28 protein-coding genes are annotated in these 24,422 nt (G+C 62.9%); 13 read left to right on the plus strand and 15 right to left on the minus strand.

Features of this window, described 5'->3' with window-relative positions:
* Positions 1-137: 137 nt before the first annotated feature.
* Together FB009_RS17865 and FB009_RS17870 are read right to left on the minus strand one after the other, a co-directional pair.
* A complete protein-coding gene (locus FB009_RS17865; RefSeq protein ID WP_011969538.1) occupies positions 138-539 on the minus strand; it encodes a cupin domain-containing protein in 402 nt (133 codons plus the stop codon).
* Positions 540-744: 205 nt separating this feature from the next.
* A complete protein-coding gene (locus FB009_RS17870; RefSeq protein ID WP_011969537.1) occupies positions 745-924 on the minus strand; it encodes a hypothetical protein in 180 nt (59 codons plus the stop codon).
* Positions 925-1,102: 178 nt separating this feature from the next.
* Here FB009_RS17870 and FB009_RS17875 point away from each other — a divergent pair, with 178 nt between their 5' ends.
* Positions 1,103-1,606 (plus strand): DUF4142 domain-containing protein, encoded by a 504-nt coding sequence (locus tag FB009_RS17875; protein ID WP_011969536.1) that lies wholly within the window; start codon positions 1,103-1,105, stop codon positions 1,604-1,606.
* Positions 1,607-1,658: 52 nt separating this feature from the next.
* On the opposite strand, the gene FB009_RS17880 is transcribed toward FB009_RS17875, so the two are convergent.
* The gene (locus tag FB009_RS17880) at positions 1,659-2,354 is read right to left on the minus strand and encodes a BON domain-containing protein (RefSeq protein ID WP_011969535.1); all 696 of its coding nucleotides are present in this window, start codon (positions 2,352-2,354) and stop codon (positions 1,659-1,661) included.
* A gap of 162 nt (positions 2,355-2,516) precedes the next feature.
* Here FB009_RS17880 and FB009_RS17885 point away from each other — a divergent pair, with 162 nt between their 5' ends.
* From FB009_RS17885 to FB009_RS17910, 6 genes are all read left to right on the plus strand, one after another.
* A complete protein-coding gene (locus FB009_RS17885; protein WP_011969534.1) occupies positions 2,517-2,690 on the plus strand; it encodes a hypothetical protein in 174 nt (57 codons plus the stop codon).
* Positions 2,691-2,809: 119 nt separating this feature from the next.
* Positions 2,810-3,382, plus strand: a complete 573-nt coding sequence (locus tag FB009_RS17890; RefSeq protein ID WP_018209502.1) for a hypothetical protein — start codon at positions 2,810-2,812, stop codon at positions 3,380-3,382.
* Positions 3,375-3,794 carry a phage holin family protein gene (locus FB009_RS17895; RefSeq protein WP_011969532.1) on the plus strand — a complete coding sequence of 140 codons (420 nt, stop codon included), beginning with the start codon at positions 3,375-3,377 and terminating at the stop codon, positions 3,792-3,794. The genes FB009_RS17890 and FB009_RS17895 overlap by 8 nt, the downstream gene beginning before the upstream one ends.
* Positions 3,791-4,756 (plus strand): DUF3618 domain-containing protein, encoded by a 966-nt coding sequence (locus tag FB009_RS17900; RefSeq protein ID WP_011969531.1) that lies wholly within the window; start codon positions 3,791-3,793, stop codon positions 4,754-4,756. Before FB009_RS17895 ends, FB009_RS17900 begins: the two co-directional genes overlap by 4 nt.
* A gap of 215 nt (positions 4,757-4,971) precedes the next feature.
* Positions 4,972-5,316, plus strand: a complete 345-nt coding sequence (locus FB009_RS17905; RefSeq protein WP_011969530.1) for a hypothetical protein — start codon at positions 4,972-4,974, stop codon at positions 5,314-5,316.
* A gap of 56 nt (positions 5,317-5,372) precedes the next feature.
* A complete protein-coding gene (locus FB009_RS17910; protein WP_050578898.1) occupies positions 5,373-5,564 on the plus strand; it encodes a hypothetical protein in 192 nt (63 codons plus the stop codon).
* 167 nt (positions 5,565-5,731) lie between these two features.
* Here the strand turns inward: FB009_RS17910 and FB009_RS33930 are convergent, their stop codons facing one another.
* Positions 5,732-6,187, minus strand: coding sequence for a Gfo/Idh/MocA family protein (locus tag FB009_RS33930; RefSeq protein ID WP_408021738.1), 456 nt, complete (start codon positions 6,185-6,187; stop codon positions 5,732-5,734).
* On the opposite strand from FB009_RS33930, the gene FB009_RS17915 reads away from it, so the two are divergent.
* Positions 6,104-6,400: a Rossmann-fold NAD(P)-binding domain-containing protein gene (locus FB009_RS17915; protein WP_018209503.1), complete on the plus strand. Its 297-nt coding sequence runs from the start codon at positions 6,104-6,106 to the stop codon at positions 6,398-6,400. The genes FB009_RS33930 and FB009_RS17915 overlap by 84 nt on opposite strands.
* A gap of 32 nt (positions 6,401-6,432) precedes the next feature.
* Here the strand turns inward: FB009_RS17915 and FB009_RS17920 are convergent, their stop codons facing one another.
* Genes FB009_RS17920 through FB009_RS17955 form a run of 8 tightly spaced genes read right to left on the minus strand, consistent with a single transcriptional unit; the run spans position 6,433 to position 14,973 of the window.
* Positions 6,433-7,206 (minus strand): TIGR04290 family methyltransferase, encoded by a 774-nt coding sequence (locus tag FB009_RS17920; protein WP_011969528.1) that lies wholly within the window; start codon positions 7,204-7,206, stop codon positions 6,433-6,435.
* Positions 7,207-7,208: 2 nt separating this feature from the next.
* Positions 7,209-8,249: a UDP-glucuronic acid decarboxylase family protein gene (locus tag FB009_RS17925; RefSeq protein ID WP_011969527.1), complete on the minus strand. Its 1,041-nt coding sequence runs from the start codon at positions 8,247-8,249 to the stop codon at positions 7,209-7,211.
* Between the two features lie 19 nt (positions 8,250-8,268).
* Positions 8,269-9,387, minus strand: coding sequence for a CgeB family protein (locus FB009_RS17930; RefSeq protein WP_011969526.1), 1,119 nt, complete (start codon positions 9,385-9,387; stop codon positions 8,269-8,271).
* Positions 9,384-10,469, minus strand: a complete 1,086-nt coding sequence (locus tag FB009_RS17935; RefSeq protein ID WP_011969525.1) for a CgeB family protein — start codon at positions 10,467-10,469, stop codon at positions 9,384-9,386. Before FB009_RS17935 ends, FB009_RS17930 begins: the two co-directional genes overlap by 4 nt.
* The gene (locus FB009_RS17940) at positions 10,466-11,596 is read right to left on the minus strand and encodes a CgeB family protein (protein WP_011969524.1); all 1,131 of its coding nucleotides are present in this window, start codon (positions 11,594-11,596) and stop codon (positions 10,466-10,468) included. Before FB009_RS17940 ends, FB009_RS17935 begins: the two co-directional genes overlap by 4 nt.
* Before the next feature lie 4 nt (positions 11,597-11,600).
* The gene (locus tag FB009_RS17945; protein WP_102046071.1) at positions 11,601-12,752 is read right to left on the minus strand and encodes a glycosyltransferase family 4 protein; all 1,152 of its coding nucleotides are present in this window, start codon (positions 12,750-12,752) and stop codon (positions 11,601-11,603) included.
* Positions 12,749-13,870 carry an NAD-dependent epimerase/dehydratase family protein gene (locus FB009_RS17950; RefSeq protein WP_011969522.1) on the minus strand — a complete coding sequence of 374 codons (1,122 nt, stop codon included), beginning with the start codon at positions 13,868-13,870 and terminating at the stop codon, positions 12,749-12,751. The genes FB009_RS17945 and FB009_RS17950 overlap by 4 nt, the downstream gene beginning before the upstream one ends.
* Positions 13,867-14,973, minus strand: coding sequence for an NAD-dependent epimerase/dehydratase family protein (locus tag FB009_RS17955; protein WP_011969521.1), 1,107 nt, complete (start codon positions 14,971-14,973; stop codon positions 13,867-13,869). The genes FB009_RS17950 and FB009_RS17955 overlap by 4 nt, the downstream gene beginning before the upstream one ends.
* Before the next feature lie 331 nt (positions 14,974-15,304).
* Here FB009_RS17955 and FB009_RS17960 point away from each other — a divergent pair, with 331 nt between their 5' ends.
* Entirely contained in the window at positions 15,305-16,297 is a 993-nt protein-coding gene (locus FB009_RS17960) for an MDR/zinc-dependent alcohol dehydrogenase-like family protein (protein WP_011969520.1), read from the plus strand.
* A complete protein-coding gene (locus FB009_RS17965) occupies positions 16,290-17,315 on the plus strand; it encodes a Gfo/Idh/MocA family protein (RefSeq protein ID WP_011969519.1) in 1,026 nt (341 codons plus the stop codon). The genes FB009_RS17960 and FB009_RS17965 overlap by 8 nt, the downstream gene beginning before the upstream one ends.
* Positions 17,316-17,418: 103 nt before the next feature.
* On the opposite strand, the gene FB009_RS17970 is transcribed toward FB009_RS17965, so the two are convergent.
* Entirely contained in the window at positions 17,419-19,167 is a 1,749-nt protein-coding gene (locus FB009_RS17970; RefSeq protein WP_011969518.1) for a hypothetical protein, read from the minus strand.
* Positions 19,168-19,316: 149 nt separating this feature from the next.
* Here FB009_RS17970 and FB009_RS17975 point away from each other — a divergent pair, with 149 nt between their 5' ends.
* From FB009_RS17975 to FB009_RS17985, 3 genes are read left to right on the plus strand one after another with little or no spacing between them, the layout of a single operon-like run.
* Positions 19,317-20,420, plus strand: a complete 1,104-nt coding sequence (locus FB009_RS17975) for an inositol-3-phosphate synthase (RefSeq protein ID WP_011969517.1) — start codon at positions 19,317-19,319, stop codon at positions 20,418-20,420.
* The gene (locus tag FB009_RS17980) at positions 20,417-21,013 is read left to right on the plus strand and encodes a histidine phosphatase family protein (RefSeq protein WP_011969516.1); all 597 of its coding nucleotides are present in this window, start codon (positions 20,417-20,419) and stop codon (positions 21,011-21,013) included. Before FB009_RS17975 ends, FB009_RS17980 begins: the two co-directional genes overlap by 4 nt.
* Positions 21,014-21,054: 41 nt before the next feature.
* Positions 21,055-22,032 (plus strand): glycoside hydrolase 5 family protein, encoded by a 978-nt coding sequence (locus FB009_RS17985; protein WP_011969515.1) that lies wholly within the window; start codon positions 21,055-21,057, stop codon positions 22,030-22,032.
* On the opposite strand, the gene FB009_RS17990 is transcribed toward FB009_RS17985, so the two are convergent.
* Both FB009_RS17990 and FB009_RS17995 read right to left on the minus strand, forming a co-directional pair.
* Positions 21,930-23,369: a Coenzyme F420 hydrogenase/dehydrogenase, beta subunit C-terminal domain gene (locus FB009_RS17990; protein ID WP_033043268.1), complete on the minus strand. Its 1,440-nt coding sequence runs from the start codon at positions 23,367-23,369 to the stop codon at positions 21,930-21,932. The genes FB009_RS17985 and FB009_RS17990 overlap by 103 nt on opposite strands.
* On the minus strand, positions 23,356-24,420 hold the full coding sequence (locus tag FB009_RS17995; RefSeq protein ID WP_101799260.1) for a polysaccharide pyruvyl transferase family protein: 1,065 nt from the start codon (positions 24,418-24,420) through the stop codon (positions 23,356-23,358). The genes FB009_RS17990 and FB009_RS17995 overlap by 14 nt, the downstream gene beginning before the upstream one ends.
* Between the last annotated feature and the right edge of the window lie 2 nt (positions 24,421-24,422).

A 24,422-nucleotide genomic window follows, 5' to 3' on the forward strand; every position in this document is an offset into this window, starting at 1 on the left:
CGAGCAAGAACCGGAACGCGGCCGCAAGTCGGCGGTCAACAGGCCCGGCGCTACCATGCGGCACCGCCGCCGGACCATGTTCGCAATTCAACAGAGCGCGATGTCGAAACTAAAGCCAAGGGGTAAATCTCTGACGCTCACTCAGCTGGAACCACGAGCGGAGATCCCTTTTCCACGATATAGGTCGCCAGTTCCGACGCCTTACCGCTACCGACATTTCTGGCGACATGAGCCACACCGGCCGGAATGAACAGGGCCTCGCCGGCGTTTAGCGTGACCGGGGCTCTCCCCTCGAGCTGATATTCCAGCGAGCCTTCCAGCACATAGGCCACCTCTTCGCCCGGATGGGAGTGCTTGATGGAAACCGCACCGCCGTCGAAGTCGACGCGCACCTGAATTGCCTCTCGCCCGGGCAGGCCGATATCCTGCTGCAGGAGATCGGTGCGATGCAATCCCGCCTGTTGCGCATTGGCCGCATGCAGCGCTAATCCGCTTCCAACGGCCAGCAGCGCGGCTGCCAAGATCCGAGACGTTTTCATTGAGGTATCCCTTTCCACGATCGGCTGAGGCTCGTCCTCGTTGCCAGTGCGACCATTGAACCGCCGGCATGTATTGGCGATGTGTGCGCTGGATGGGATTTTTGTAACGGCCTGTGTCAGGGCAGCGTTGGCGCGAGCTGGTCAAGGGGCGTCCATCAAGCCGAATGCACCATGAAGCGCTCGCCCTTTTCGTCCCGACGCGTGCTCAGGTAGGATCGAGTGTTCGCCAAGGGCCTTGCCGGTCCAGAACGGGTGATCCGTGGCACCAGATCGACGAGCGGTTCCATGGGGCCGCTTGCTGGCGCCAGAGCGGACCGAACCAGAGAAGCAGGAGCGCCGTTCCGAGCGGCAGGGCCGGGATCGCGATGAACAGTGCCGTTTGCATAAGCTTAGTCGGTCACGCGGGGTGACCGCTCCCATAGGCCGTTGCGCGGCCTCTCGGTTGATACAACCAGACCGGCCCCAAGAAAGTTCCTTAGACCGGCCTGCGGCCGTCCGTGCTCCACCGGAACTGCGGAACGATGAGCGAGCCCGGAGGTTAGAGCGGTTCCGGAGGTGCCCCAATGAGAACAGTCAACATCACCCTTGCAGCAATTATGCTGTGCTTCGTCTCGATTCAGGCGGTCAGCGCTCAGACAAAGCCAACGGAGCCTCAGGAGTTCGCGCGGAAAATGTCGATGTCGAACCTTTTCGAGCTGAAATCGGCGGAACTGGCGCGGCAGCGGGGCGAGGGACGCCAGGTGCTGGAGTTCGCCGAGCGGATGCTCGCTGATCATGCGCGTGCCGGCAAGGAACTGGCCGAAGCAGCACGGAAGGACGGCGTGGAGCTTTCTCAGTCGCTCGACAAGGCCGGGCAGGAGAGGCTTGCTGCCTTGCAGGCGCTAAACGGCGCGACCTTCGATCCGGCTTATCTGTCGTCGCAGGTTACTGCGCATGAGGATGCGCTGGAACTTCTCAAGACCTATGCTGAGCGAGGCGAGGCCGGGGCCCTGAAAACGTTTGCCGAATCCGCATATCCGACCGTCAGAACGCATTTGCTCCAGGTTCAGTCGATTACATCTCCGTAACCGGGAAGCTTGCAGGGATGTGACCAAGGCGACGGCCCACGATCTTGTGCGTTCAAGCAATGTTGCGGTCGGTGTTCCCGGCATTCCAGCCGGGGGCGCCTCCCGACGGTCGGACGCGGAGATTGTTCTGAACATGTTTCACGCCGGAGACGGCGTCGGCGCAGTTCTCGGCGCGGCGTTTGGCCCACTTCGAATCGACCAACCCGCTCAATTGAACTTCTCCATTTGCGACCGAGACGGCTATGCCGGAAGCATCGAGCATCCCCTCGTCGCTCAACCGATCACTGACATCTTCCTGAATGCGGGTGTCGGAACGGGTGTAGCCTTTGGGGCCCTTGCCACGATGCTGGTCCTGCATGCGTCTGCGTTCGGCGTCCTCGTCGCCAAACCAGGACGAGACTTCGTCACTGGCGCGTTCGAGAAAGCCGCGCCCCTCGATGCCCCTGCCGCCATGGCGATATCGGTGGCCGTAATCGTCGTCGCCGTGGTAGCCCCCGCCGCCGAAGGTATCCGGGCCATAGTCGCGTTCTCCGTTCCAACGGCTATGGGTTTTTCCTGTGCCGCGAAACGCGCCGGCGCGACCGGGTTCGGCACCTGGGAAATACTCTGAGTTCTCGTCCCCCACGAGCCGCGAACCCTCGGCAGGATCGCGACGCCTCTCGTCCTCGTACGAGCGGGCACGCCAGCGCCGATCCGATTCCGGATAGTGTTCATAGACGTCGCGGCTCCAGCTCTTTTTTCCGGCCATGAGGTTCTCCTTTGCTCGGTGGCTGACATCGGTCAAACCGGCGAGCAGACGCTCGGTTCCGGTGCAATGCAAGCTTCGCCCAAGACGAAGGAAAGGTGAGAAACGGGCTCGTCTGGAACCTTCGGCGGCCGAGCCGGTTGGCTCTGGCAAGGAGATACGACGATGCTGACGAACTATTTCTGGCTTTTTGTCACAGGCGGCGGTGCCTTCATCCTCGGTGCTGCCGTCGCCTATGCCATTTTGAGGCAGAGGCCGCTCTCGCGGGCTGAAAGACAAGCGCAAAAGCGAAAGGTCGAAGAACTTTACGAGCAGTCCCCGGAGAACCGGACCCGCTAATCCGACGGCTGTCGGCTCGGCAACGGCCCGCCTGCGTCATTGCAGGGAACAAGGTTCTAAATAGCTCGTTTGATTGCGTACACAATAACGATTCCCGTTAATCTTGGGAGGAACCTAACATGACCAATGACACAACAGGCCGCGGGTCGGGCGATCCACTGGGCAGGCCTCTGACGGCCGCGCAGGGCATCGAGCGCGTAAGCGGCGTGCAGACCGGCGATATCGGCCGGGATTCGGCAGACCGCAATCTTCAAAATGCCGTCCGCGAAGATGTCAACGAGTTTAAGCAGTTCGCGGGCGAACAGACTGAGCAGGCAAAGGCAGCCATCAGCCGCGCTGTTGAGGACGAAAAAAACGTCGCTGCACGCCAGTTGGAAGGCGTTGCGGCAGCCCTCGAGAAGGTCGGAAGCGAACTCGAACAGTCGGATCAGCGGGCCATCGGCCGCTATGCCAAGCAGATCGGCACGTCGCTCCACGGCTTCGCGCGCAAGGCTGAGGGCCGCAACCTCGGCGAGATCGCCGGGATGGTCGAAGATTTCGGCCGCAAGCAGCCGCTTGCCTTCCTCGGCATGGCTGCAATCGCAGGACTGGCCGCAAGTCGGTTCCTCACCGCGTCACCTCCGCGCCGGAACGGACAGGATGCTTCGGGAGGAAACCGTCAAACCAGCGAAAAGGAACCCTATAATGGCTAATCATCGGGACGAGCGCCCCCTGTCGGAGCTGATGACCGGCCTGGTGGCGGACATATCCGGACTTTTCCGGAAGGAAATCGACCTCGCAAAGGCCGAGGCGTCCGAGAATTTGAATCGTGCCGTCGGCAGCTTCGAGACATTGCTCGTGGGCTTGATCTTTGCCATCGGCGCGGTCGGCGTCCTGCTTAGTGCCGTTGTTCAAGGCTTGGGCGCGTTTCTCGTGGCCCAAGGCATGAGCGAAGCGAATGCCGATGCCTTGTCGGCGGCGATCGTCGGCGTGGTTGTCGCCTTGCTTGCCTGGATTATGATTTCACGCGGCCTCTCGGCACTCAAGGGAGGCAGCATCAAATTCGACAGGACGGCCGCCTCCCTGCAGCGCGACGCCAACGTGGTGAAGGAGAGACTGCAATGAACGATTCCGCACATACGCACTCCGCTGCCGAACTGCAGCGCGAGATTGAGGCCGATCGCCAGCGAATTGAAGAAAAACTCCATGAAATTCAGGAGCGCATGTCGCCGGGAGAGTTGATGGATGAGCTGCTCGAATATGCCAAAACGAGCGGCGGGTCCGAATATCTCAGCAATCTCGGGGTGGCGCTCAAGTCGAACCCGATCCCGGTTGCCTTGATGGGCGTCAGCCTGGCTTGGCTGATCGCCAACCCGGCATCCCGTGCGCCACGACACGAAGAGCAGGACGACGATTATCCGCTTGCACCGGTGAGAGGCTCCGTGAGGCGCGTGGGTCCGGTGGAGTCGAGCTTCGGCGAAAGGTACAGCCACTTCACGGATGAGAGCGGCAGCCGATTTCGTGCCTTGACCGACGATGCGGGCCGGCGCGCCGGCCATTTCATCGATCCCGCCGGAAAGGTCTATCGCGGCTTTGCCGACGCGGCGGGCAAGCAGATCGAAGATATACGGGACGAGACGGGCGCCTTGTTCGATGAGGCATCCGGCTGGGCGTCCAGGACATGGAGACAGGTGAGCGCTGCGGCGGGTCGGATGTCCGCCTCCGTAACAGGAGCCGGCAGATCTTTCGCCGATAGCATGCAAGGTGCCGGGCGGTCGCTGGAAGAACAGGGTGCGCAGCTGAACGCGGCCATACTCAGGCACTTCCGCGACCAGCCGCTCGTCGGAGGTGCGCTTGCCTTCGCTGCTGGCGCGGCCATAGGCGCCGCATTGCCCCATAGCGAAGCCGAAGACGCGGCCATGGGCGGCATGGCGGAAGATATGCGGTCAAACATCTCGGCAAGAGCGAATGCCGGCGTCGCGCAAGCGATGGAAGCCGGGCAGGAAATTCTGGACAAGGCCGGCGAAGCGGTCCTGGAAGCCCATGACGCCGCCAAGGACCGGCTGCAGCGGCCAGTTCAAGAGTAATTGACCGCCCGCCTTGCGGAATCACGATGCGCCGCGGGCCGTCGCGGCGACTTGTGACAAGCACAGGTATGGAGAGAAGGACCCCCGCCACCCGAGGGATCTCGGGGGGTCTCCAGCGCACGCCTGGCGGAGATTGGCCGCATCCTGACACTGCGGAGGAGCTTGGAACAAATACCGCGAACGCCGGTTGAGTCGCGGAGCGGAAAGGAGCGATCATGGCGAATCCGGCAAGCAATCCCGCACAGGTGCGTGGCGATATCCAGCATGGGAGAACGGGAGACAAAAGGCGCGGATTCGACCCCGCTGCGGCGCCACTGGAAACCGACGCCGAGGCTGCGGGAACTCCTCCCGGCGAGGACGCGATCCGAACGGCCCGGGTGGGGCAAGCGGAAGGGAGGCCGGCCGACACCGCAACCGAGTACAATGATGCGATGCGACCGCTTTCAGCGGCGGAGACCGCCGAGGCGAACAAGCAAAGGCTCGGAATGAGCCTGGCGATCATAGGTGGGGCCATCCTGTTGGGCGCCCTTATCTACGCCGGCGGCCTGTTCTCGCCGTGAATGCGTGTTCAGCAGCCGACCGAGTTCTCGAACTAGCGAATCGAAGGAGCCTCCAGATGCCCGAACGTCGACGCCCACCGAAAGATCCTTTATCGGAATTGGCCGCCAGGGAGGAAGCCTTGTATTTACGGCGCTCATCGACGCGCTTTCTCGAATGCGCGATTCATCTCTGCGTTACGCATATGACGCTTCAGGAGGTGGCCGACCTGCTCGAGAAGGAAGCGGCCCAGCTTCGCCGCTTCGGATAAGGCCGGCGGGCAGGTGGTGAGCGCGCGCCCTTCCGTCCGCAGCCATCGTCCGGTTTGATGGGATTGCACGGACGCGAGGATAAAGCGCATTCCATCAATGCCATCGTGAACAGTCGGCAAGAGGCACGCCCCGGGGTCTGGCGCGCGGCGTTCATTGTGAGCTGCAATCACCTCAGCCGCATCGCTGTAAATTTGCGCGAAGCCTTCGATCCAACCCTCAGGATGGCCGGGCGGAACCCGTGTCGCGTAATGCCCGTCGCGTCCGACGGCCCCGCTTGCCCGCGTAATGATTCGCTCAGGCTCGCCGAGCGCGAGAAGCGCAAGTGATTGGTTTCCTCTTGCGCCCATTCGACGCCGCCCTCGCTGCCGAAAATGCGTATTAGAAGAGCATTCTCGTTCCCGGGTGCGACTTGCGACACCCAAAGCATGCCCTTAACGCCGCCGCCGAAACGCATCAGAACATTAGCATCGTCGTCCAGCAGCCTGCCGCCGACGAAGGATGACAGGTCTGGGATGTCGATAAAGCGCGCGCTGAGCGCTTGCGGGAGCGTCTGGCGGCGGCCTATGCCGCTATCCCCATCATTGTGAGCCCGCCATCCATCGGCGATGATCTCGCGATCAATGCCACCTCAGCGGGCATGTCGCCCTCCGACGGTCTTCCCTTCGATCTGGCCAGCCTTTCGCGAGGTGCACTGGTGTGCGAGGCGATTATGAAACCTGCGAGAACCCGTCTGCTGATGGAGGCGGAGAAACTGGGCCATCCCATTCAGGAGGGTCGACACATGCTCGACTACCAAGTGGGTGCAATCCGGGAGTTTTTCGGTCTTCAGCCCTGATCTCCCAGGCCCGTATGGCAAAGTGCTCCGATTTAGAGACCTGCCGGCCCCCCGAGAACACTGAGAGTGGGCTCGTCCAGATAGGGACGCTTTCCGCGCCGCAGGAGATAGACCTCCCGCTCGGGATTGGCTTCGATGACGAAGCCCGCGCTTCGAAGCATTGCCTCGACGCCGGCCCGGTTCGGAATGAACCAGTTGGTGGGATCATCGGCGAAACGATGTTCGACGAAGAACAGCTTCGGATAGTCGGGCCGGTCGAAAATCCCCCATTCGCCGAACTCATAATCGCCTTCGAGGCTTGCCACGGCGTCCGAGCCACGCTGCATGCACTGGAAAAGCATCTGGTCTCCGACGACGTGCTCGTAGAGAAGGTCGAGCGCCAGCAGCGGGTGGCGAAGGTGGTACAGGACGCCCATGAAAATGACGAGATCGAACTTCTCCCGCAGCCGCGCGGCATCATAGACCGACATCAGCCTGAATTCGATTTCGACCCCGGCCTGCTCTGCGGCGAATTTCGCCTGCCGCAGATAATGGGGATCCGAGTCGATGCCGAGCACACGCCCTGCATTGCGGCGTTTCATCTCCTGCGCGTAGAACCCCGCATTGCAGCCGATATCGAGGACGCTCCTTCCTTCGAGGTCCTCCGGCACGACATGTCTGAAGGCTTTCCACTTTACCGCGGGATAGTCGCCGAGGAAATGATCGGGCGCCGTCTCGATGCCCCCGATCCGCATATTGTGGAACCACGGACCGAGCGCCGCGATTTCGTGCGCGATGTTCGTCCGGTCTCTCATCTGCTGAACCATGATCACAGATCCTGCGTGACGGCGGCAAGTTGCGGCTGGCGACGGGTGCGGCCGGTCCTGCGTTCGGGGCGGCTGCTGCCAAGGGCGCTCTGGAACCAGGCGATCGTATGCGTCAGCCCTTCCTCCAGGGGGACTTTGGGCTCCCAGCCGAGAAGCTTCCTGGCGCGCGCGATATCCGGCCGGCGACGCTGCGGATCGTCCGCCGGCAGCGGCTCATGGACGATCGTCGAGGTTGTCTCGATTCTGGAGAGGACCAGCTCCGCCAGTTCGATGACGGTGAATTCGCCCGGATTGCCGAGGTTTACCGGCACCGCAGGGTTCTCCTCACGGTTCATCAGCCGGATCAGCCCGTCCACGAGATCGGATACGTAGCAAAAGGAGCGCGTCTGCTCACCGCTGCCATAGACCGTGAGCGGCTCGTTCTTCAGCGCCTGGACGATGAAGTTCGAAACGATCCGGCCGTCATTGGGGCGCATATGCGGGCCGTAGGTGTTGAAGATGCGGGCGACCCGCGCATCGACGCTTCCCCCTCTCAGACTGTCGAAGCACAGAGCCTCTGCCGCGCGCTTGCCCTCGTCGTAGCAGGCCCGCGGACCCGTGCAGTTGACGTGGCCCCAATAATTCTCCTGCTGCGGGTGCTCCTCGGGATCGCCGTAGATCTCGCTTGTGGAGGCCTGGAGAAGCGTGGCTCCGTGCCTTTCCGCAAGCCGCAGGAGGTTCCCTGTCCCGGTCACGCTGGTCATCATCGTGTGGATGGGATCGGCCTGATAGGCGGGCGGCGATGCGGGGCAGGCAAGATTATAGATCTGATCGACCGGTTCATCGATGTCGATTTCGTCGCAGACGTCCTGTTCAACCATCGCGAAATAGGGGTCGTTCTGCAGACCGGTGAGGTTGGCAGGGGAGCCGGTTAGATAGCTGTCGAGGCAGATCACCCGGTTGCCGGCGCCGAGAAGTGCGGAACAAAGGTGCGATCCGACAAAGCCGGCGCCGCCGGCAACCAGGATGATCTTTCCTCGGCTTGCTTTGTTTCTTTTAGCCATCGGCCGTTCTCCTTTTGGGTTAAACCGGAAGCCGCCGCTCGACACGCTGGGTTGCGAGATCCGTTCTGGCGGCGACGCTTTCGAGTGCCTCGACGAAGCTGCGTGCGCGCGCGGCGGAACTGTGCTCGGCGGCGACGCGTCGATAAGCGCAATCGGCAAGTGCTTCGCGTTGGGCTTCATCGGGGCTCGTCAATGCCGTGACGACATCGCTGCTGCTCTGTGCAATGACCACGGCTTCGCCAGGCGGGAAGAAATTCTCGATGCCCTCCCACCAGTCGCTGACGATCGGCGTGCGGCATGCTGCGGCCTCGAAGAGGCGGACGCTCGGCGACCAGCCGGCCGCGACCATGTCGGCGCGCGTCACGTTCAGCGTAAAGCGCTGGCGGCTGTAGAATTCAGCATGTTCGCCGGGCGGCAGATGCTCTATGCGCTCCACGTTCGGCGGCCAGTGGATGTCGGAAGGGTAGCTCGGCCCGGCGACGGCGAAGCGCATGTGCGGCAGGCGGCGCGCCGGCTCGATCAACAGGCGTTCGAGCACCGGCTGCCTGTCGGGGCTGAAGGTGCCGAGGTAGCCGAGATCCCACTTCGTCGGTGCGCCTGTGTTGCGGTAGGCTTCGAGGTCGACGGCACAATAAAGAGGCACCGGCCGCCGTGCCGCGAACTCGTCACGCAGCCTGTCGAGCGTCTTGCCGCCTGAGAAGGAAAAGTAGATGTCGAAGAACGCCACCTGCCTTCGGGCGAGATATTCCTCGTCGCCGCGTTCGAGCTTGGCGAGCGTCACGGGCGTGTCGATGTCGTAGAAGCACAGGCGCTTCGGTACCAGATCCGCGACAGCGTCGATGACGTCCACGCCATCCGGCACGTAGGAGCCGACGACGACGGCATCCGCATCGGCGAGCTTTCGCGCATGCCGCTGTGTGAGTTCGTCCGTGTCGTCATAGAGCACCAGATCGCAGAAGTCCGGCACGGCGAGATCGCGATTGTCCGCATACCACGGCACGTCCCGTTCGAGAAACGTCACCTTGTGGCCGGCGGCGTTAACGGCACGAAGCAAAGCCCGGTATGTCGTCGCGTGGCCGTTGCCCCACGACGAGGACAGCGAGAGACCGAGGATGACGATGTCGAGTGGGCGCTTCATTCGGCAGCCTCCATCCGGCGCGCCTGGCGCAAGATGCGGTCCACTTCTGCGGCACGATGCGCATAGGTGTGCTCGGCCAGCACGCGGCGCAGCGCGCGCTCGCCGATCTCCCTGGCGTTAGCGCTGGTCAGTTTCTGCATCAGCTCGGCGACGTCGCGGCCGTCTCTGGCGACCAGCACTTCTTCTCCGGGCTTCAGGAAAAGTTCGATCCCCTCCCAGTAGTCGGTGATCAGGCAGGCACCGGCGCCGGCCGCCTCGAATACGCGGGTTGCCGGCGAAAAGCCGTTATCGGCCATGCTGGAGCGCGAAATGTTCAATACGGCAGTCGGTGTCGTGTTGAAGGCATTGTGGTCCGCCGTCGGGACATGACCGATATAGGCGACGTTCGGGGACAGGGATTTGTCATGCCAACCCGCTCCGCCAAGCAGGAAACGCCGCTGCCAGAGCTTTTGCGCCGGCTCGAGGAAGAAGGCTTCCACCCGCTCCTCCCGGTCCGGCAGGCGATTGCCGAGGAAGGCGAGATCCGCGTTAAAGCGCGGGTCCGGCGAAACCGGATAATGCGTCTCGGGATCGACGGCATTGTAGATCGGAACGCATTCGCGGGCACCGAGAGCCCGATAGGCGCCGACCACGGGATCGCCGCCGCCATAGGTCAGAACGAGATCCAGAGAGGGAAGCGCGCGACGAAGCGGGTGGTCGGGCGCGGCCCTGAGATCGGCCAGCGTGGCAGGTGCATCGACGTCCCAGAAGATCTTCAATGCCGCTGGATCCGCCGCCGCCATGACCTCGGCGAGCAGTAACTCGTCCTCAAAGCCCACTCCGCTCGCCTTGACGACGATGTCGGCCTCACCGGCTTTCCCGGCGACGCTTTTCAGACCTTCAATGGTCCCTTCGTAGACGACGACCTTGCACCAGAAGGGCGGATCGATGTCGCGGTGCATTTGCCGGTCGTAGACATCAGGCTCATAGAAGGTGATCTGATAGCCCCGTTGCGCGAGAGCACGGAGCAGGCCGCGATAGTAGGTGGCCGCGCCGTTCCAGTAGGCCGAAACGAGGCTCGATCCGTAAAATGCCAGTTTCATAGCTGGACCTCCTCGGTGACTGTGCGTTCCACGTTGCTGTGCGGCATGTAGGCGGCCAGAATGGAGAGAAGCTCGTCGACGCGATGGCCGCATGTGTGGCGTGCTCGGACGGTCTCCAGTCCGGAAGCGGCCATCTCCGTTGCGAAGGCTGGTTCCGCGAGAAGTTGACGCAGAAGTCGCGCCATCTCTTTGCCGTCCCTGGCGATGCAGAAATCCTTGCCGGGCCGGAATAGCCCTTCGGCATCCGTCCATGGTGCCGAGACCAGCGGAATCCCGCAGGAAAGAGCCTCGAAAACGCGGATCGTGGGTATGCCCGGGAGTGCCTCCACGTAGGGTCGGCGCGGAATGTGCATGGTGACCCGGTGCTCCGCGAAGGCCCGCGGGACGGCTGCGTTCGCGAGCCAGCCGCCATAGTCGATTTCGGCGGCGCGCAAGGCCCTGAGCGCCGTGTCGGGATATCTTACGCCTCGGACCGTCGCCCTCAGTTTCAGCTTTTTTGCCGGTTCGACGAGGAAGGACATGATTTCGCTGCTGCGTTCGTCATCGCCCCAATTGCCGATCCAGATGAGCTCGCCACGCTTTTCCACCTCCGGCATCGGATGGAACAGCGAAGTGTCGGCAGCCTCATGCCAGGTATGGACGTGCCTTCCCCATCCCGCCTGCAGATAGCGCTCGCGCAGCGCCTCACCGAAAGCCAGAACGAAGTCGTAACCGGAAAGGTCCAGCCTGGCGATGTCCCGTTTGGCGCTGACGGCGCGGTGATGTGTGTCGTGGAACGCCAGCGTGAAGCGTCCACCCTTCAGGCGGATGCGGCCGAGTTCGGCGATCAGAGCGGGATCGGTCCACTCATGGACAATGACGATGTCAGCCTCGGCGACTGCCGCTTCATGGTCGAAATCGGACTCGTAGATCGCGACCTGCAAATCGGGAAAGTGTTTGCGAAAGGCGGCGATCGGTCCGATGCCCTGATCGGCAATCAGATTGCGGCGGCTCCAGGAATCGCCCGGCTCAAGCGCCACGGCCAGATGGCCGCGGCGTGTGATTTCACGCATGACACCGCGCAGAAAATGCGCATTGCCGTGGTTCCAATCGGAAATCAATGAGTGGGTGTAGAAAAGAAATCGCATCCGCTCACTCCGCTGCCGTCAGTCGATTTTCCCCGCGCATCACGCGCCTATAGGCGGCGAATATCGCCTCGCGCTGGGCCTCAAGGGTGAAGTCGGCCGCGCGCGACTGCGCTCGCCGGCCGAGCTCGGCCCTGAACCCCGCATCCTCCGCAAGCCGGTTGACGGCCCCGGCGAAGGCGGCGGGATCCTCGGCATCGGCGAAAAGAGCGCTGCCCTCCCAGAGCTCGCGATAGGTTTCGATGTCGGCGAGAACCAATGCCGCACCGGCGCGTGCTGCCTCCAGCGCCACCAGACCGAATGGTTCGTAGACCGAAGGGGAAACGACGATCGCCGCCCTCGACATCAGCGAAATCGCCCTGTCGTGACTGAGTTCGCCCTTGTGATCGGCATGCGCAATCGCCAGGCGTTGCCCGTTGGGGCCGTCACAGGCACCGGCCATGACGACCGGCCAGCCTATATCGGCGGCCGCCCTGTCCAGTACGGCTCCATTCTTGCCTTCGTCCCACCAGCGCCCGGCCGCAAAAGCAAAGTTCTCCTTGGCGGAGATGGAGGATGCGTTCCGGCTCGCATTGTAGACGACCGCGAGATCGCGAACCGGACCGTAACAACGCGTCACCGCCATGGCATGACTCCGGCTCGGGGCAAGCACCAGGTCGGCGCGGTCGAATCCAATTCGGTTCAATCGCTTCTGCCAGCACCAGCCGGTTGGCAAGCCGGATCCGCGCACCGCCTCGAACCAGGTGGCTACGCAGGAATGCGAAACGGTGACGACGGGAATCTCAGCCGTTATTCCCGAAGCCTGGGAAGGCAGGTTGAGGTGCATGAGATCGACGGAGTGCTTGAGCGCCAGTTCGGACAAGAGGTCCGGAACGCCGCAGAGTTCACTTTCATCTTCCACCATCCAGTCGAGCGGCTGATCCGACCATTCGAGCCGGCCGATGCTCTCCGCCTCGCGCCGTTGCTCGGGGGAAGGGGCCGGGCCGAAGCCGACGATCAGCGTCTCGACGCCGGAACGGCGCATGGCTTCGGCGAGATCCACCGCATAGCGCCAGACACCGCCCACCGCATCGACGGTCATCAATATCCGCCGCGGCAACGGGCTCGGGGCGTCGTGGCGGACCTCTTGTCTTGAGCCGGAAAGGGCATGGACGCTCATGCAGGGACCCTCCGCTGTTGACGCCGGATATTTCCGACGCCGACCCGATCTTCGACAAGCCAGGCGTAAAGATTGCGCAGCCCCTCGCGCCAAGCCATTCCCGCCCTCCAGCCGACCGCATCGGCGATCGCGCGCGTATCGGCCACAAAATACAGCTGGTCGCCGGCGCGCCAGTCGCTTTTCCCGGTAGAGAGCCGACGGCCCGTCAAGATCTCGATCTCGTTCAGCACCTCGACAATGCTGACGGCATTGTCGGGTCCGCCTCCCAAATTGAAAGCGCGACCCTTCAGACCGTCGATCGCTTTAAGAACCGCTCTATAAGCGGCGACCGCATCGGTGACATGGAGGATGTCGCGGACCTGCTTGCCGTCGCCATAGATCGAGATCGGCTCGCCGGCGAGCGCCCGTATGAGGAAGTGCGCTACCCAGCCCTGATCCTCTGTGCCGAACTGCCTCGGGCCATAGACGCAACTCATTCTGAGAACGGCGGTCGGCAAGCCAAAGGAGCGGGCATAGTCCAGCACATACTGATCGGCAACGCCCTTCGAACAGCCATAGGGCGTGCAGAAATCGAGCGGTTGCGCCTCGCCGACGCCATGCGCGCGCGTCGCCTCGTCGACCGGCATGTAGCGGCCCTGCACGTCTCTCATTTCCATGTGCTCGAGCGCGCCATAGACCTTGTTGGTGCTGGCGAAGATCACGGGCGAGCTGCGCCCAGCCAGACGTGCGGCTTCGAGCACGTTGAGCGTGCCACGCGCATTCGTCTCGAAATCCTCGGTCGGCTGCTGGAGACTTGTGGTCACCGCCGTCTGAGCCGCAAAATGGAATACGGCCTTGGCATTCCTGAAGGCAGGTTGGATTGCGGCGAGATCGCGGATGTCGGCGGTGACGGCCTCGACGGCGCGCCCGTGGCTCTCCACCAGCCATTCGAGGTTTCTCTCGACGCCCGGGCGGCTGAGATTGTCGAGAACGATCACGTGCTCGCCGTCACGGAGAAAGCTGTCGGCGAGATTGCTCCCGACGAAGCCGCTGCCTCCAACGACAAGGATCGGCCCCGCCTTTCCGGAGAGCGCAGGCGTCGCCAGATGCCGACTTTTTTCGACGGTCCGGCCGCTCATAGAACCAGCCCCCGTGCTTCCAAGTGGCGCTTCATCTCGGCGCCGCGGTCGATCGCGCCGGCACTGCGGACCCATTGGGCGAAATCCGCGAGCGAATCTTCAAGCCGGTGCGCCGGCTCGAAGCCGAGGAGGTCGCGCGCCTTGGAAATATCCGCGAAGCAATTGCGGATATCTCCTGAACGAGCCTTGTGCATGATCTCCGGCCCGATCTCCGGCACGCCCATCGCATCGGCAAGCAGCGAGGCGATGTCAGCGATCGCGTAAGCGTGCCCGCTGCCGATATTGATGACGTGGCCCGCGGCGTGCGGCTGTTCGAGCGCAAGCCGGAAAGCGCGCGCGACGTCGCGAACATGGACGAAGTCGCGCTTCTGACGGCCGTCCTCAAAGACCATCGGCGCCTGCCCGTTGGCAAGTCGAGAGGCGAAGTTGGCAAGCACTCCGGTATAGGGATTGGAGAGTGCCTGACCGGCGCCGTAGACGTTGAAAAGCCGAAGCGCCACCGCGTCCATGCCATAGGCTTCACCGAATATAAGGACCTGACGCTCCTGCGCATATTTCGTGAGTGCGTAGATGGAGGCAAGATCGACCGGCTTGTTCTCGTCCGTCGCGATCGGCTTCAGGCTCTCGCCATCGGGGCCGGACGGGTTCCACGCACCCGTCTTGATCTCGGCGGGAGACCGCCGGATATGCGCGCGGCGTTCCCCGGCCGCAGTCTCGTACAAGCCCTCGCCGTAAACGCTCATGGAAGAGGCGACGACGATCCGCCGGATCGGCATGCCGATCATCGCCTCGAGCAGGACGGCGGTGCCCAGGTCGTTCACGCCCACATAGCGGGAGATCTCGTACATGGATTGGCCGACGCCGACCTCCGCAGCGAGATGAATGACGTGATCGACGTCCTTCAGTGCGCTCTTCACCGCGTCAGCGTCGCATATATCGGCGCGCCGCATATCTACTTCCGGTGGCAGGGTGATCTGGGCGTCCGCATGGACCTGTTCGTTCAGCGCATCGAGGATGCGCAACTCGTAGTTCCCAGAGAGAAGCTCTTCGACCACATGCCGGCCAATGAAACCGCAGCCGCCGGTAACAAGTACTTTTGTCATATTGCACCTGATGATGACCAATCAGAGATAGAGACAAACCTCCAACAAACCTGCGTCGCAAATGTTCCTTCTTCTTTGACTTCTTCTTCTTTGATGTTCTTCTTTGATCCCCCGCCGAGCGTCACCCATGCCAAGGTACAAACCTCTCTTTCGCGGGAGTGTTCCACGCGAACTGCGCGCATCAGGAACAAAAGCTGCAACATCAAGTTAAGGGCGAAGGCTCATGAACATTGCTCAAAGCTTTGCTTTGGGCGGGCAGGGGCGGGTCCGCCGGGCAAAGTGACACCGTTTTCGAGCTGCAGGACAGGTCTCCACCGAGGAGGGAATTCACATGAATATCAGGATGTCTCAGCGGACGGACACGATGTCCGCCGCCATCGTCACCGGGCCGGGCACGGTGCGCATCGAGAGGTTGCCCTTGCCGCAGCCCGGGCGCGGCCAGGTCCGCATCCGGCTTGAAGGCTGCGGCGTCTGCGCCTCCAATCTCGTTCCCTGGGCAGGCCCGGAATGGATGCGGTTTCCGACGGAGCCGGGGGCGCTCGGACATGAAGGCTGGGGTGTTATCGACGCCGTTGGCGAGGGCGTGCATGGTTTCTCGCCGGGCGACCGCGTCGCGGCACTCTCCTACAACGCCTATGCCACGCATGACATCGCCGATCAGAGCGCGATTGCGCGCCTGCCGGCGTCCCTTGCGGATCAGCCCTTTCCCGGCGAGCCGCTCGGATGTGCCTTCAACATCTTACGCCGAAGCGCGATAACGCCGGGAGAAACCGTGGCGATCATCGGCATAGGCTTTCTCGGAGTTCTTCTGACCGAGCTCGTGAGCGCTGCCGGGGCGCGGGTGATCGCAATATCGCGCAGGCCGTCATCACTCGCCGCGGCCAAGCAGGCGGGTGCGAGCGACGTGATCCCCATGGACGATCATTGGCGGATCATCGAAGAGGTGAAGCAGCTGACCGACGGGCGCTTCTGCGATTGCGTCATCGAGGCGGTCGGAAAGCAGTGGCCGCTCGATCTTGCCGGCGAACTGACGAGGGAGCGCGGCAGGCTTGTGATTGCAGGTTATCATCAGGACAGCCCGCGACAGGTGAACATGCAGCTCTGGAACTGGCGCGGGCTCGACGTGATCAACGCGCATGAGCGCGATCCTGCAGTCTATATGCGCGGCATGAGAGAGGCGATCGAGGCGACGGCAGCCGGGCGCATTTCTCCCGCGCGGCTCTACACCCATCGGTTCCCGCTCGAAGAGCTCGGTGCAGCGCTCGACATGACTCGCGACCGGCCGGAAGGTTTCATCAAAGCACTGGTGATCTGCCATGAGTGACGCAATGCAGCTTTCAACGAAACCGAAGATGGCCACCCGCCCCCGCGTGGGCTTTCTCGGCGTGGGAAGAATAGGCTTCCACCGAATGAAAGCGGTCGTCGAAACCGGATCCGTCGAAACCGTCGCGATCTTCGATCCGTCGCCGGAAATGGCTGCGGCGGCGCGCGAGCTGACGCCGGAAGCCTCGATCGTGAACTCGCTCGAGGCGCTGCTCGACCAAGCGCTCGACGGCATCGTCATCGCCTCGCCGAGCGCTCTCCACGCCGCTCAGTCGATCGTGGCTCTGGAGCAGGGCGTGGCGGTTTTCTGCCAAAAGCCGCTCGGACGAACGCGCGACGAGACCGCGGCCGTGGTCGAAACCGCCCGGCACGTCGACAGGCTGTTGAACGTCGATCTTTCCTATCGCTACACCGAGGGCATGCGACAAATCCGTGATCTGATCGCATCGGGTGAACTCGGGACCGTCTTCGCCGTCGATCTCACCTTTCACAACGCCTACGGCCCGAGCAAGCCCTGGTTCTACGACAAGGCGCTTTCCGGCGGCGGCTGCGTCATAGACCTCGGCGTTCACCTCGTGGATCTGCTTCTTTGGGTCCTCGGGTTCCCGGACGTCGTGGGGGTGCAAAGCAGGCTCTTTGCCAAGGGCCTTCCCATTCGCCGTGACGGCGACGAAGTCGAGGACTACGCCATTGCCACGCTTGAGCTCGCAAACGGCGTCGTCGCCCGAATGGCATGCTCATGGCATCTGCAGGCGGGGTGCGATGCGGTGATCAGCGCCGATTTCTACGGCACGGAAGGCGGTGCCAGCCTGAGGAACATCAACGGATCCTATCTCGATTTTTCCGCCGAACGCTATCGCAGCACGCAACGGGAGGTGCTGGCGCTTCCTCCCGACAACTGGGGCGGACGAGCGGCCGCCGCCTGGGCGGAACGCCTCGCGGCAGGAGAGCGCTTCGACCCCGAAAACGACTACCTCGTTGCAGTGGCGGACGTGCTGGACAGGATATACGACCGATAGCGATGCAGCGTGACCGCAATGTTGGGCGAAACGCCTGTGAGCCCGGCACCTCCCCGGGCCCGGGCAGAGGCGGTTGCCGGTACTTGACTGGCGGGTCGCGGCCCTAAAAGCCCTCGGTCGCGTTCCTAAGGAGGCTGCCGTAACGCGCAGCGGCTGTCTCCAGCCGGTGAACTTCCTCCGGGGCTGCAGCGGACTTTGCGGAAGCCCACAGGCCGAACTGGAAAGCGGCATAGCAGAGGTCGAAAATCTCCTGCAGCTCAGCGTCGGGAGGGCGCCAGCCGTTTTCGGATACGGCCGCTCTCAGTTCGGCCTGCTCGTCTCGCGTGAGGCCGAGTTCGATGCGCGCCCCCGCGATGTCCCAGCCGATGTCCTGACTGCCGACGAGATCATGGCCGCCGCTGTGATCGAGTGCGTCCGCCTTGAGGAACTGCCGTGCTCCTTCGCCCAGCCATTCCCAGCTATGGAGCCGATTGTCGGTATCGACCGGCAGGATCGCCGCATGAAAGCGCTCCGCATTTCGGAGCCGGCTTTTGAGGCGTGACGCGGCCGCTGACCCCAGTCCCTCTTCGGTGTTGACCGAAGCTATTTCGCAAAGCTGGGCGATGGACGCCCCTTGCGTCTTTGGCGGCGGCAGGCTTCGTGCCCGGAAGGCCAGATAGCGACCGAGATGCGCTATGAAGGCCGGGTGGCGCAATTCCGAAGGGGCCATAGGTCTCGCTGCGACCCATTTCTGAACCAGGAAGCCGTGGCACAGTCCGGCGACCGGGGGTGCGAAGCCTGCGTCGGCGAGAAGGCGCGCCCTGACGAGTTTGCGCTGTCCGACGTCGGCGAGCCCGGCGAACTTGACGAGCCACGCTCCGTCGGCGGTGCGCGCGAGGAACTTCTTTCGTTCGAACCTGATATCGACTGGAGGCCTGCAATCACCGGGGAGCGCCTTTCGCCATCCGCCCGCGGAGATATCCTCGAGCGGCCGCTCAAGCGGTCCAACGAGGCGGCCGACCCACTCGGCGAGGTGGCGCGGAGAGCCGGCCGGCTTGATCAGGAGATCGTCGACGTCCACGACATGGCGGGGGCTCGTCGCCCAGCGTCTGCGATGGCGGCCGCAGGATTGCGGTCCAAGGTCGCCCTTGTGGCTTGGGAAGAAGTGAATGCGCGTGGCGGCGACGCCATGATCCTCGAGCCAATCGGCTACGCATCCGAACGAGCTGCCGGAAAGGCCGGGCCCTTCGTCGACAATAGCGAAACCCGCTGCCGGGTTGCGCAGCAGCCGTCCGGCAAGCTGCGGGGCGATTGCAAGCTGCCTTCGAAACGGATCTCCCTTGGGACGCAGCGTCAGCGGCGGCGCTGCATGCAGGGCGGCGGCGACAATGGCGGAAAGAGTGGTTCCGATGCTCCGCAGACCGATTACCACGGCATCGGAGCCCAGACCGGACTCTCGCGCGGCCTCCAGATAGCTCTCGGGGTAGAGAGCGTAAAAGGCATAGCCTTCCGGTTCCCGGATACCGAGGGAGATCGGCGCGCTGATGGTCGCGAGCAGGTTCGCGACATGGGCCGGTACGCTAACCCGCTCCGTGAACCCCCGTTGCCAGGAACGGGCGACGAGCATCGCAAGGTCGAGGAGGAGACGCTCGCCAGCCTCACGGGAGGCGGAGATCTCGTCGGCTCTCGCCTGTTTGAACTCCGCATCCGAAAGCCCCTGCACCAGTTCTCCGGCTTTGAGCAGGATCGCAACGAGTTCGGTGTGCCGCTCGATACCTGGGGGCTGATCTTCGATCCTGCGCAGCCGCGACGCGATCGAGGCTGACAATTCGTCGGCGCGCTCGAGGCGCTTTGCATCACCGTATACGAGCATGGAGTTTCGCTCTCTTCCTGTCCGCCCTTCAACGCGCTGAAGCTGAATTCGATCCGCTTCACCCGAGAAACGGGAGAAAGAAGAAGGAACCAAACGGTCGCGCGCGGGTTTGGCGAGCATTGTAGATACTGCGCAGGAGTAGTGGAAAGATGGGATCGAAATCCATTCGCGTCGGCTTGGTCGGTATCGGGAATTGCGCATCCTCGCTCGTTCAAGGGCTGACATTCTATCGCGACGCGAAGGAGGACGAGCCGGTTCCGGGACTGATGCATGCCAATCTCGGCGGGTACCACGTCGGCGATATCGAGATCTCCGCCGCCTTCGACGTTGCCGCGTCGAAGGTCGGGCGCGATGTCGCGGAAGCGATCTACGCCGCTCCCAACAACACGTTTCGTTTCGCGAATGCACCGTCGACGGGCGTGGTCGTTCAGCGTGGCAGAACGCTCGACGGTATCGGCCGCTATCTGCGCGAGGAGATCGAAGAATCCGACGTGCCTGCCGCTGATGTCGCGGACGTACTGCGGCAGACCGAAACGGACGTTCTCGTCTCCTATCTTCCCGTCGGTTCCGAAGTCGCCACGCGCTGGTATGCGGAGCAGGCGCTCGCGGCCGGCTGCGGTTTCGTCAACTGCATTCCCGTTTTCATTGCCTCGGACAAATCGTGGCAGCGGAAATTTGCCGAGCGCGGGCTGCCGCTCATCGGTGACGATATAAAGAGCCAGGTCGGTGCGACCATCGTGCACCGGCTGCTTGCCAATCTCTTCCGCGATCGGGGGGTGCGTATCGACAGGACGTACCAGCTCAACTTTGGCGGCAATACCGACTTTCTCAATATGCTCGAGCGGGAACGGCTCGAATCGAAGAAAATATCCAAGACCCAATCTGTGGTCAGCCAGATGGACATTCCGCTCGCGGCCGGAGACATTCATGTGGGTCCGAGTGATCACGTTCCGTGGCTCGCCGACCGCAAGTTCGCCTATATTCGCGTCGAGGGCACGACATTCGGCAACGTTCCCCTCAATGTCGAGCTGAAGCTCGAAGTGTGGGATTCGCCGAACTCGGCGGGTGTCGTGATCGATGCTGTTCGCTGCGCCAAGCTCGCAATCGACCGCGGCATTGCCGGGCCGCTCATTGCTCCTTCGAGCTATTTCATGAAGTCGCCACCGCAGCAATTTACCGATGCGGAGGCGCGCAGGCGGCTGGAGGAATTCATCGCAGGCGAGACCGGCGCACTCCTGGGGGCGGCCGAGTGACGACGACTTTCCTTCTGGTGCGGCATGCCGCCCATGATAACGTCGGCTGCTACCTCGCCGGTCGGACCGGCGACGTGCCGCTCGGTGCCGCCGGGAGGGAGCAGGCCCAGCGGCTTTCGGCGCGCCTTTCCGGCCAAGGCATAAGGGCGATTTACGCGAGCCCGCGCAAGCGCACGCAGCAAACGGCCGAGGCGATCGCCGCCGTATCCGACGTCTCGGAGGTCCTGACGACAGAGGCGCTCGACGAGGTGGATTTCGGAGAATGGTCTGGCAAGACCTTCGACGTTCTCGACGAGGATCCGCATTGGCGACGTTGGAACGCCGTGCGAAGCCTCGTTCGCGCGCCCGGCGGGGAGACGATGCTCGACGTGCAAAGCAGGGCAGTGGGACTTGTCGCTGCCCTGGCACAGCGGCACGGGCAGGAGAAGATCGTCCTCGTGAGCCACGCGGACGTCATCAAGACCGTGGTTTGTCATGTCCTCGGCCTCTCGGCTGACGCCTGGCCGCGCTTCGACATTGCGCCGGCCTCGATTTCGGTAGTCGCGATGGGCGACTGGGGCGCAAAAATCCTGACGCTGAACGAATACGTGTAGCCGGCCTTCCGGCGCATCTTCTCGGCAAATCGGAGGTACTGATGATCGAAGCCGCCATGATCTGGAATGAGCCGAACAACAAGTCGCATTGGGATCCGGAAATCGATCCGGACTGGAGCCGCTTTGCCCATATGGCGAAGCTGGCGGCAAATGCGATCCGGGAGGTCAATCCCGGGCTAACGCGGGTGCTGGGCGGGATTTCGCCGATCGATCCGAATTTCCTCGCCCTGATGAAGTCCCAGGGCGTGCTCGACCATCTCGATGCCGTTGCCGCCCACGGTTTCCCGCTCGACTGGAACCTCTGGCAAATCCACGAATGGCCGCAGAAGCTCGAGGAGCTGCGCAGCGTTACCGAGCTGCCGGTCTGGGTCAGCGAGGTCGGCGTCTCTACCTTCGGCGCGGAGGAAGTGCAGCTTTGGGGGCTTAAGAAAACCGCGGAACTGCTCAAGGGCCGCGCGGAGCGGATCCAATGGTACAGTCTCTATGACCTGCCGCGGGCCTGGCCGGCGACAACGCGACACAGGGAGGCCGAAGGCTCATCTTACTACCGGCACTTTTACATGGGTCTGCTGCGCGAGGACGGCTCGCCAAAATTGGCGCTCGATGAGTTTGCCCGGCACACGCCGGATATCGGGCTCGTGCAGTGGTTCCATTTCGAGGACCCGCGCCTTGACGACGCGGTCGCCTGGATGAAGCGCCTCGGAGTAACTTATCTGCGGACCGGGCTCTCCTGGGCCGACCGCTTCCGTCCGAACGCGCTCGACTGGTTCGATCGGCAGATGGAGGCTCTCGAAGACTTCGATGTGACCGTCACTTTCTGCTTTACGCCGGAGCACCGGGGACTTGCACCCCACCATACGAGTGCGCCGCTCGTTCCGGATGAATTCGCGGAATTCTGCGCCGAGATGACCGCGCGCTATGCGCCCGCCCCCTCGTCCTTCGAACCCTCGTCCTTCGAACGCTTGCGCCCGCGCATCGAGACGCCATCGACGAGCTTGCCGATCCAGCCGCGTGAATAGGTCACACCCTGGTAGAGCGCGAGCATCGCCGATGCCCAGTGAATATAGGCGGCAGGTATTTTCATGGTCCTGGCGAACCAGAAGACGCGGTGGCTGGCAGCGCTGATCGCGCTGCGCAATCCGTAGACAAGCATCCGCCGTGCGGGCAAACCCTTCCACGCCGGCGCAACGCGCTTTCTAGGCTGTACGCCGGAACGCGGCCAGGCAAGCCGGAAGGCAAGCCCCTCGCGGCGTTGCCGGAAGCCGGCTGCCTGCGTCTCGACGATGAAGTCGCTGTCGACCTCGCGAAGCTCGAGCCTTCCCTCTTTGACCGCATCGGCAACGAGCGCCTGCAGGAGCGGTGAGCGAACGATGACGACATTCGTTCCGAGTCCATCGGAGGAATAAGGTTCTACCCAGGCGTCGCCGAAGGAAATATCGGCAGTTTCGGCAACCACGTCGTCGCAGAAATTGCATGCGGAATTCTGGAAGAACCCGGCTCCCCAGTCGCCGTCGACCAGATGCCACCAGTCCTTGCTTCTGGTGCTTCCATCCTTGAGCCGCAGATGGGCGGTGTACCAGTTGGCCGGTCTCCGGGGGTCCTTCAGCCGGTAGTCGACGCCCGCGACGGCGTTCATGTCCGTGCCCATCTGCCAGGCGAAACTCTCCACGAAGCGCGTGCTTTTCATGTGCCCGCAGAAGAGACCGAGCGTGAAAGCAAGTCGCTCCCTGAGCGCCGGGTCCTGAAGGCTCAGGAGATGGAGCGCCTTGATGAAGCAGGGGATGCCGACGACCGCATAGCGGCCCGGGTGGCGCTTCATCTCGGCGACGACTCCGGATAGCTCCACCGGATGGTAGCGCGACTTGGCGCCCTTGCGCAGGTCTTCCGCGGTCCGCGAGAGCTGATATCGGAACAGACGTTCACCGTCTCCCTCGCGCGGAACGACATGCGCAACGGCGTCGACAAGCTTTCTTCTCAAAAGCTCCGCGGCCGTCCAACTGGCCATGCCGCCTGAACTGCCGTCCACTCGGAAGCTGCCCTCGAGGACATGCCCGACATAGGCAGCCTCGAAGCGCCCGATCCGGGAATCGTAAAATCGCGCCGATCCGAAACGAGCCAGAGCGATTTGATCTTCGCTTCGGGCGTGGGGCGAAAAGGGGCACAATTCGGCAAATCCTGCCGGATTATTTGATCTGTCCGGCTTGAGCTGGCCGTACCGGTCCAGATGCATCGCAGCGCCGTCGCCCGACTCCGCCATGCACGTGCCGCAGCCGATGCAAAGGCCCGATTTCACCATTCGCTGGGGCGAGAGCATTGGGCTGACCGAGGCCGATGCTGTGCGTTCAGGCGAGGACATCTGTGAGATAGATCCGTGATTGGCGACGAAGTTCGGCAAGCCGGTGAATGATGGCCGGATCCAGGCCTTCTGCCAGGACCGCCTCGTATTCGGCCGGTCGCGTCTCCTGCGACATCACGTGCCGTTCGGCGCCGGCCGTGCGTGCAAGATCGGCGATCTTGTTGGAGCGATAGTCGGAGAGAGCCGTGACGAAGGGCTTGGAATTCAGCAGGGAGAATACGCAGCCATGAAAGAAATTCGTCGCGACGGCCTCCGCACCGGCCATCCAGGCCGCAAACTCGTAGGGGCCGGCATCGAGCCACTGTTCGTCCGCCCATTCATTGCGATATCCTACGCTGACCAGCGGTAGCGAGCGCGCCCCGGCCCATAGGCGTACCGCGTTCTGGAACCATGAGGGAAACGAATGGCCGTAGACGGCCATATAGGGACGCGGAGCGGAAGCATTCGGGCCAAAGGAAATCGTTTCGGGGAATTGCAGGCACGGATCGAGGACGAGTATCGCCTCGCGCCCCACTTCCTTTTCGATGATCGCCCTTGAATTCTCGTCGCGCACGGAGATCCCATCGAAGTTCCGCAGCCGTTCGGCCCAGTAGGGTTCAAGGCCGTTCGCTGCCGGGTGATTTCCAAAGGTCGCGGCGTAGGAAACTTTCTTCTTAGCGGCGAGACCTTCCCCATAAAAAAGTGAACAGCCGCCGTACCAGGGATGCCGGAAGTTCCAGACCTCGTCGCTGCCGACGACCAGGATATCGCATTCTTCGGCGCCGGCTGGATCGTCAAGCGCGAAGGACGCGCTGGTCGGCAATGAGGCCAGCGCGCTTTGAAACTTTCTGATCTTCGAAGCGTAGAGTGGAATATCCGGGCGTGCGGTTCTCGCGGGCAGGAGCGGCTGCATCGCGCAGCGCCACTCGGCCCGTGTCACACGGGTGGACTGATGATCCAGGATGACGGGGTCCGTGCCAAGCGACCGAAGGCCATGCACGAGACATCGCGTCTGCCAGAACGATCCGTAGTTGATACATCGGTGAAAGGTCAAAACGCCGAGTTTCGCCAAAG

It is taken from the genome of Sinorhizobium medicae, from assembly GCF_007827695.1.
In the GTDB taxonomy this organism is placed as follows: domain Bacteria; phylum Pseudomonadota; class Alphaproteobacteria; order Rhizobiales; family Rhizobiaceae; genus Sinorhizobium; species Sinorhizobium medicae.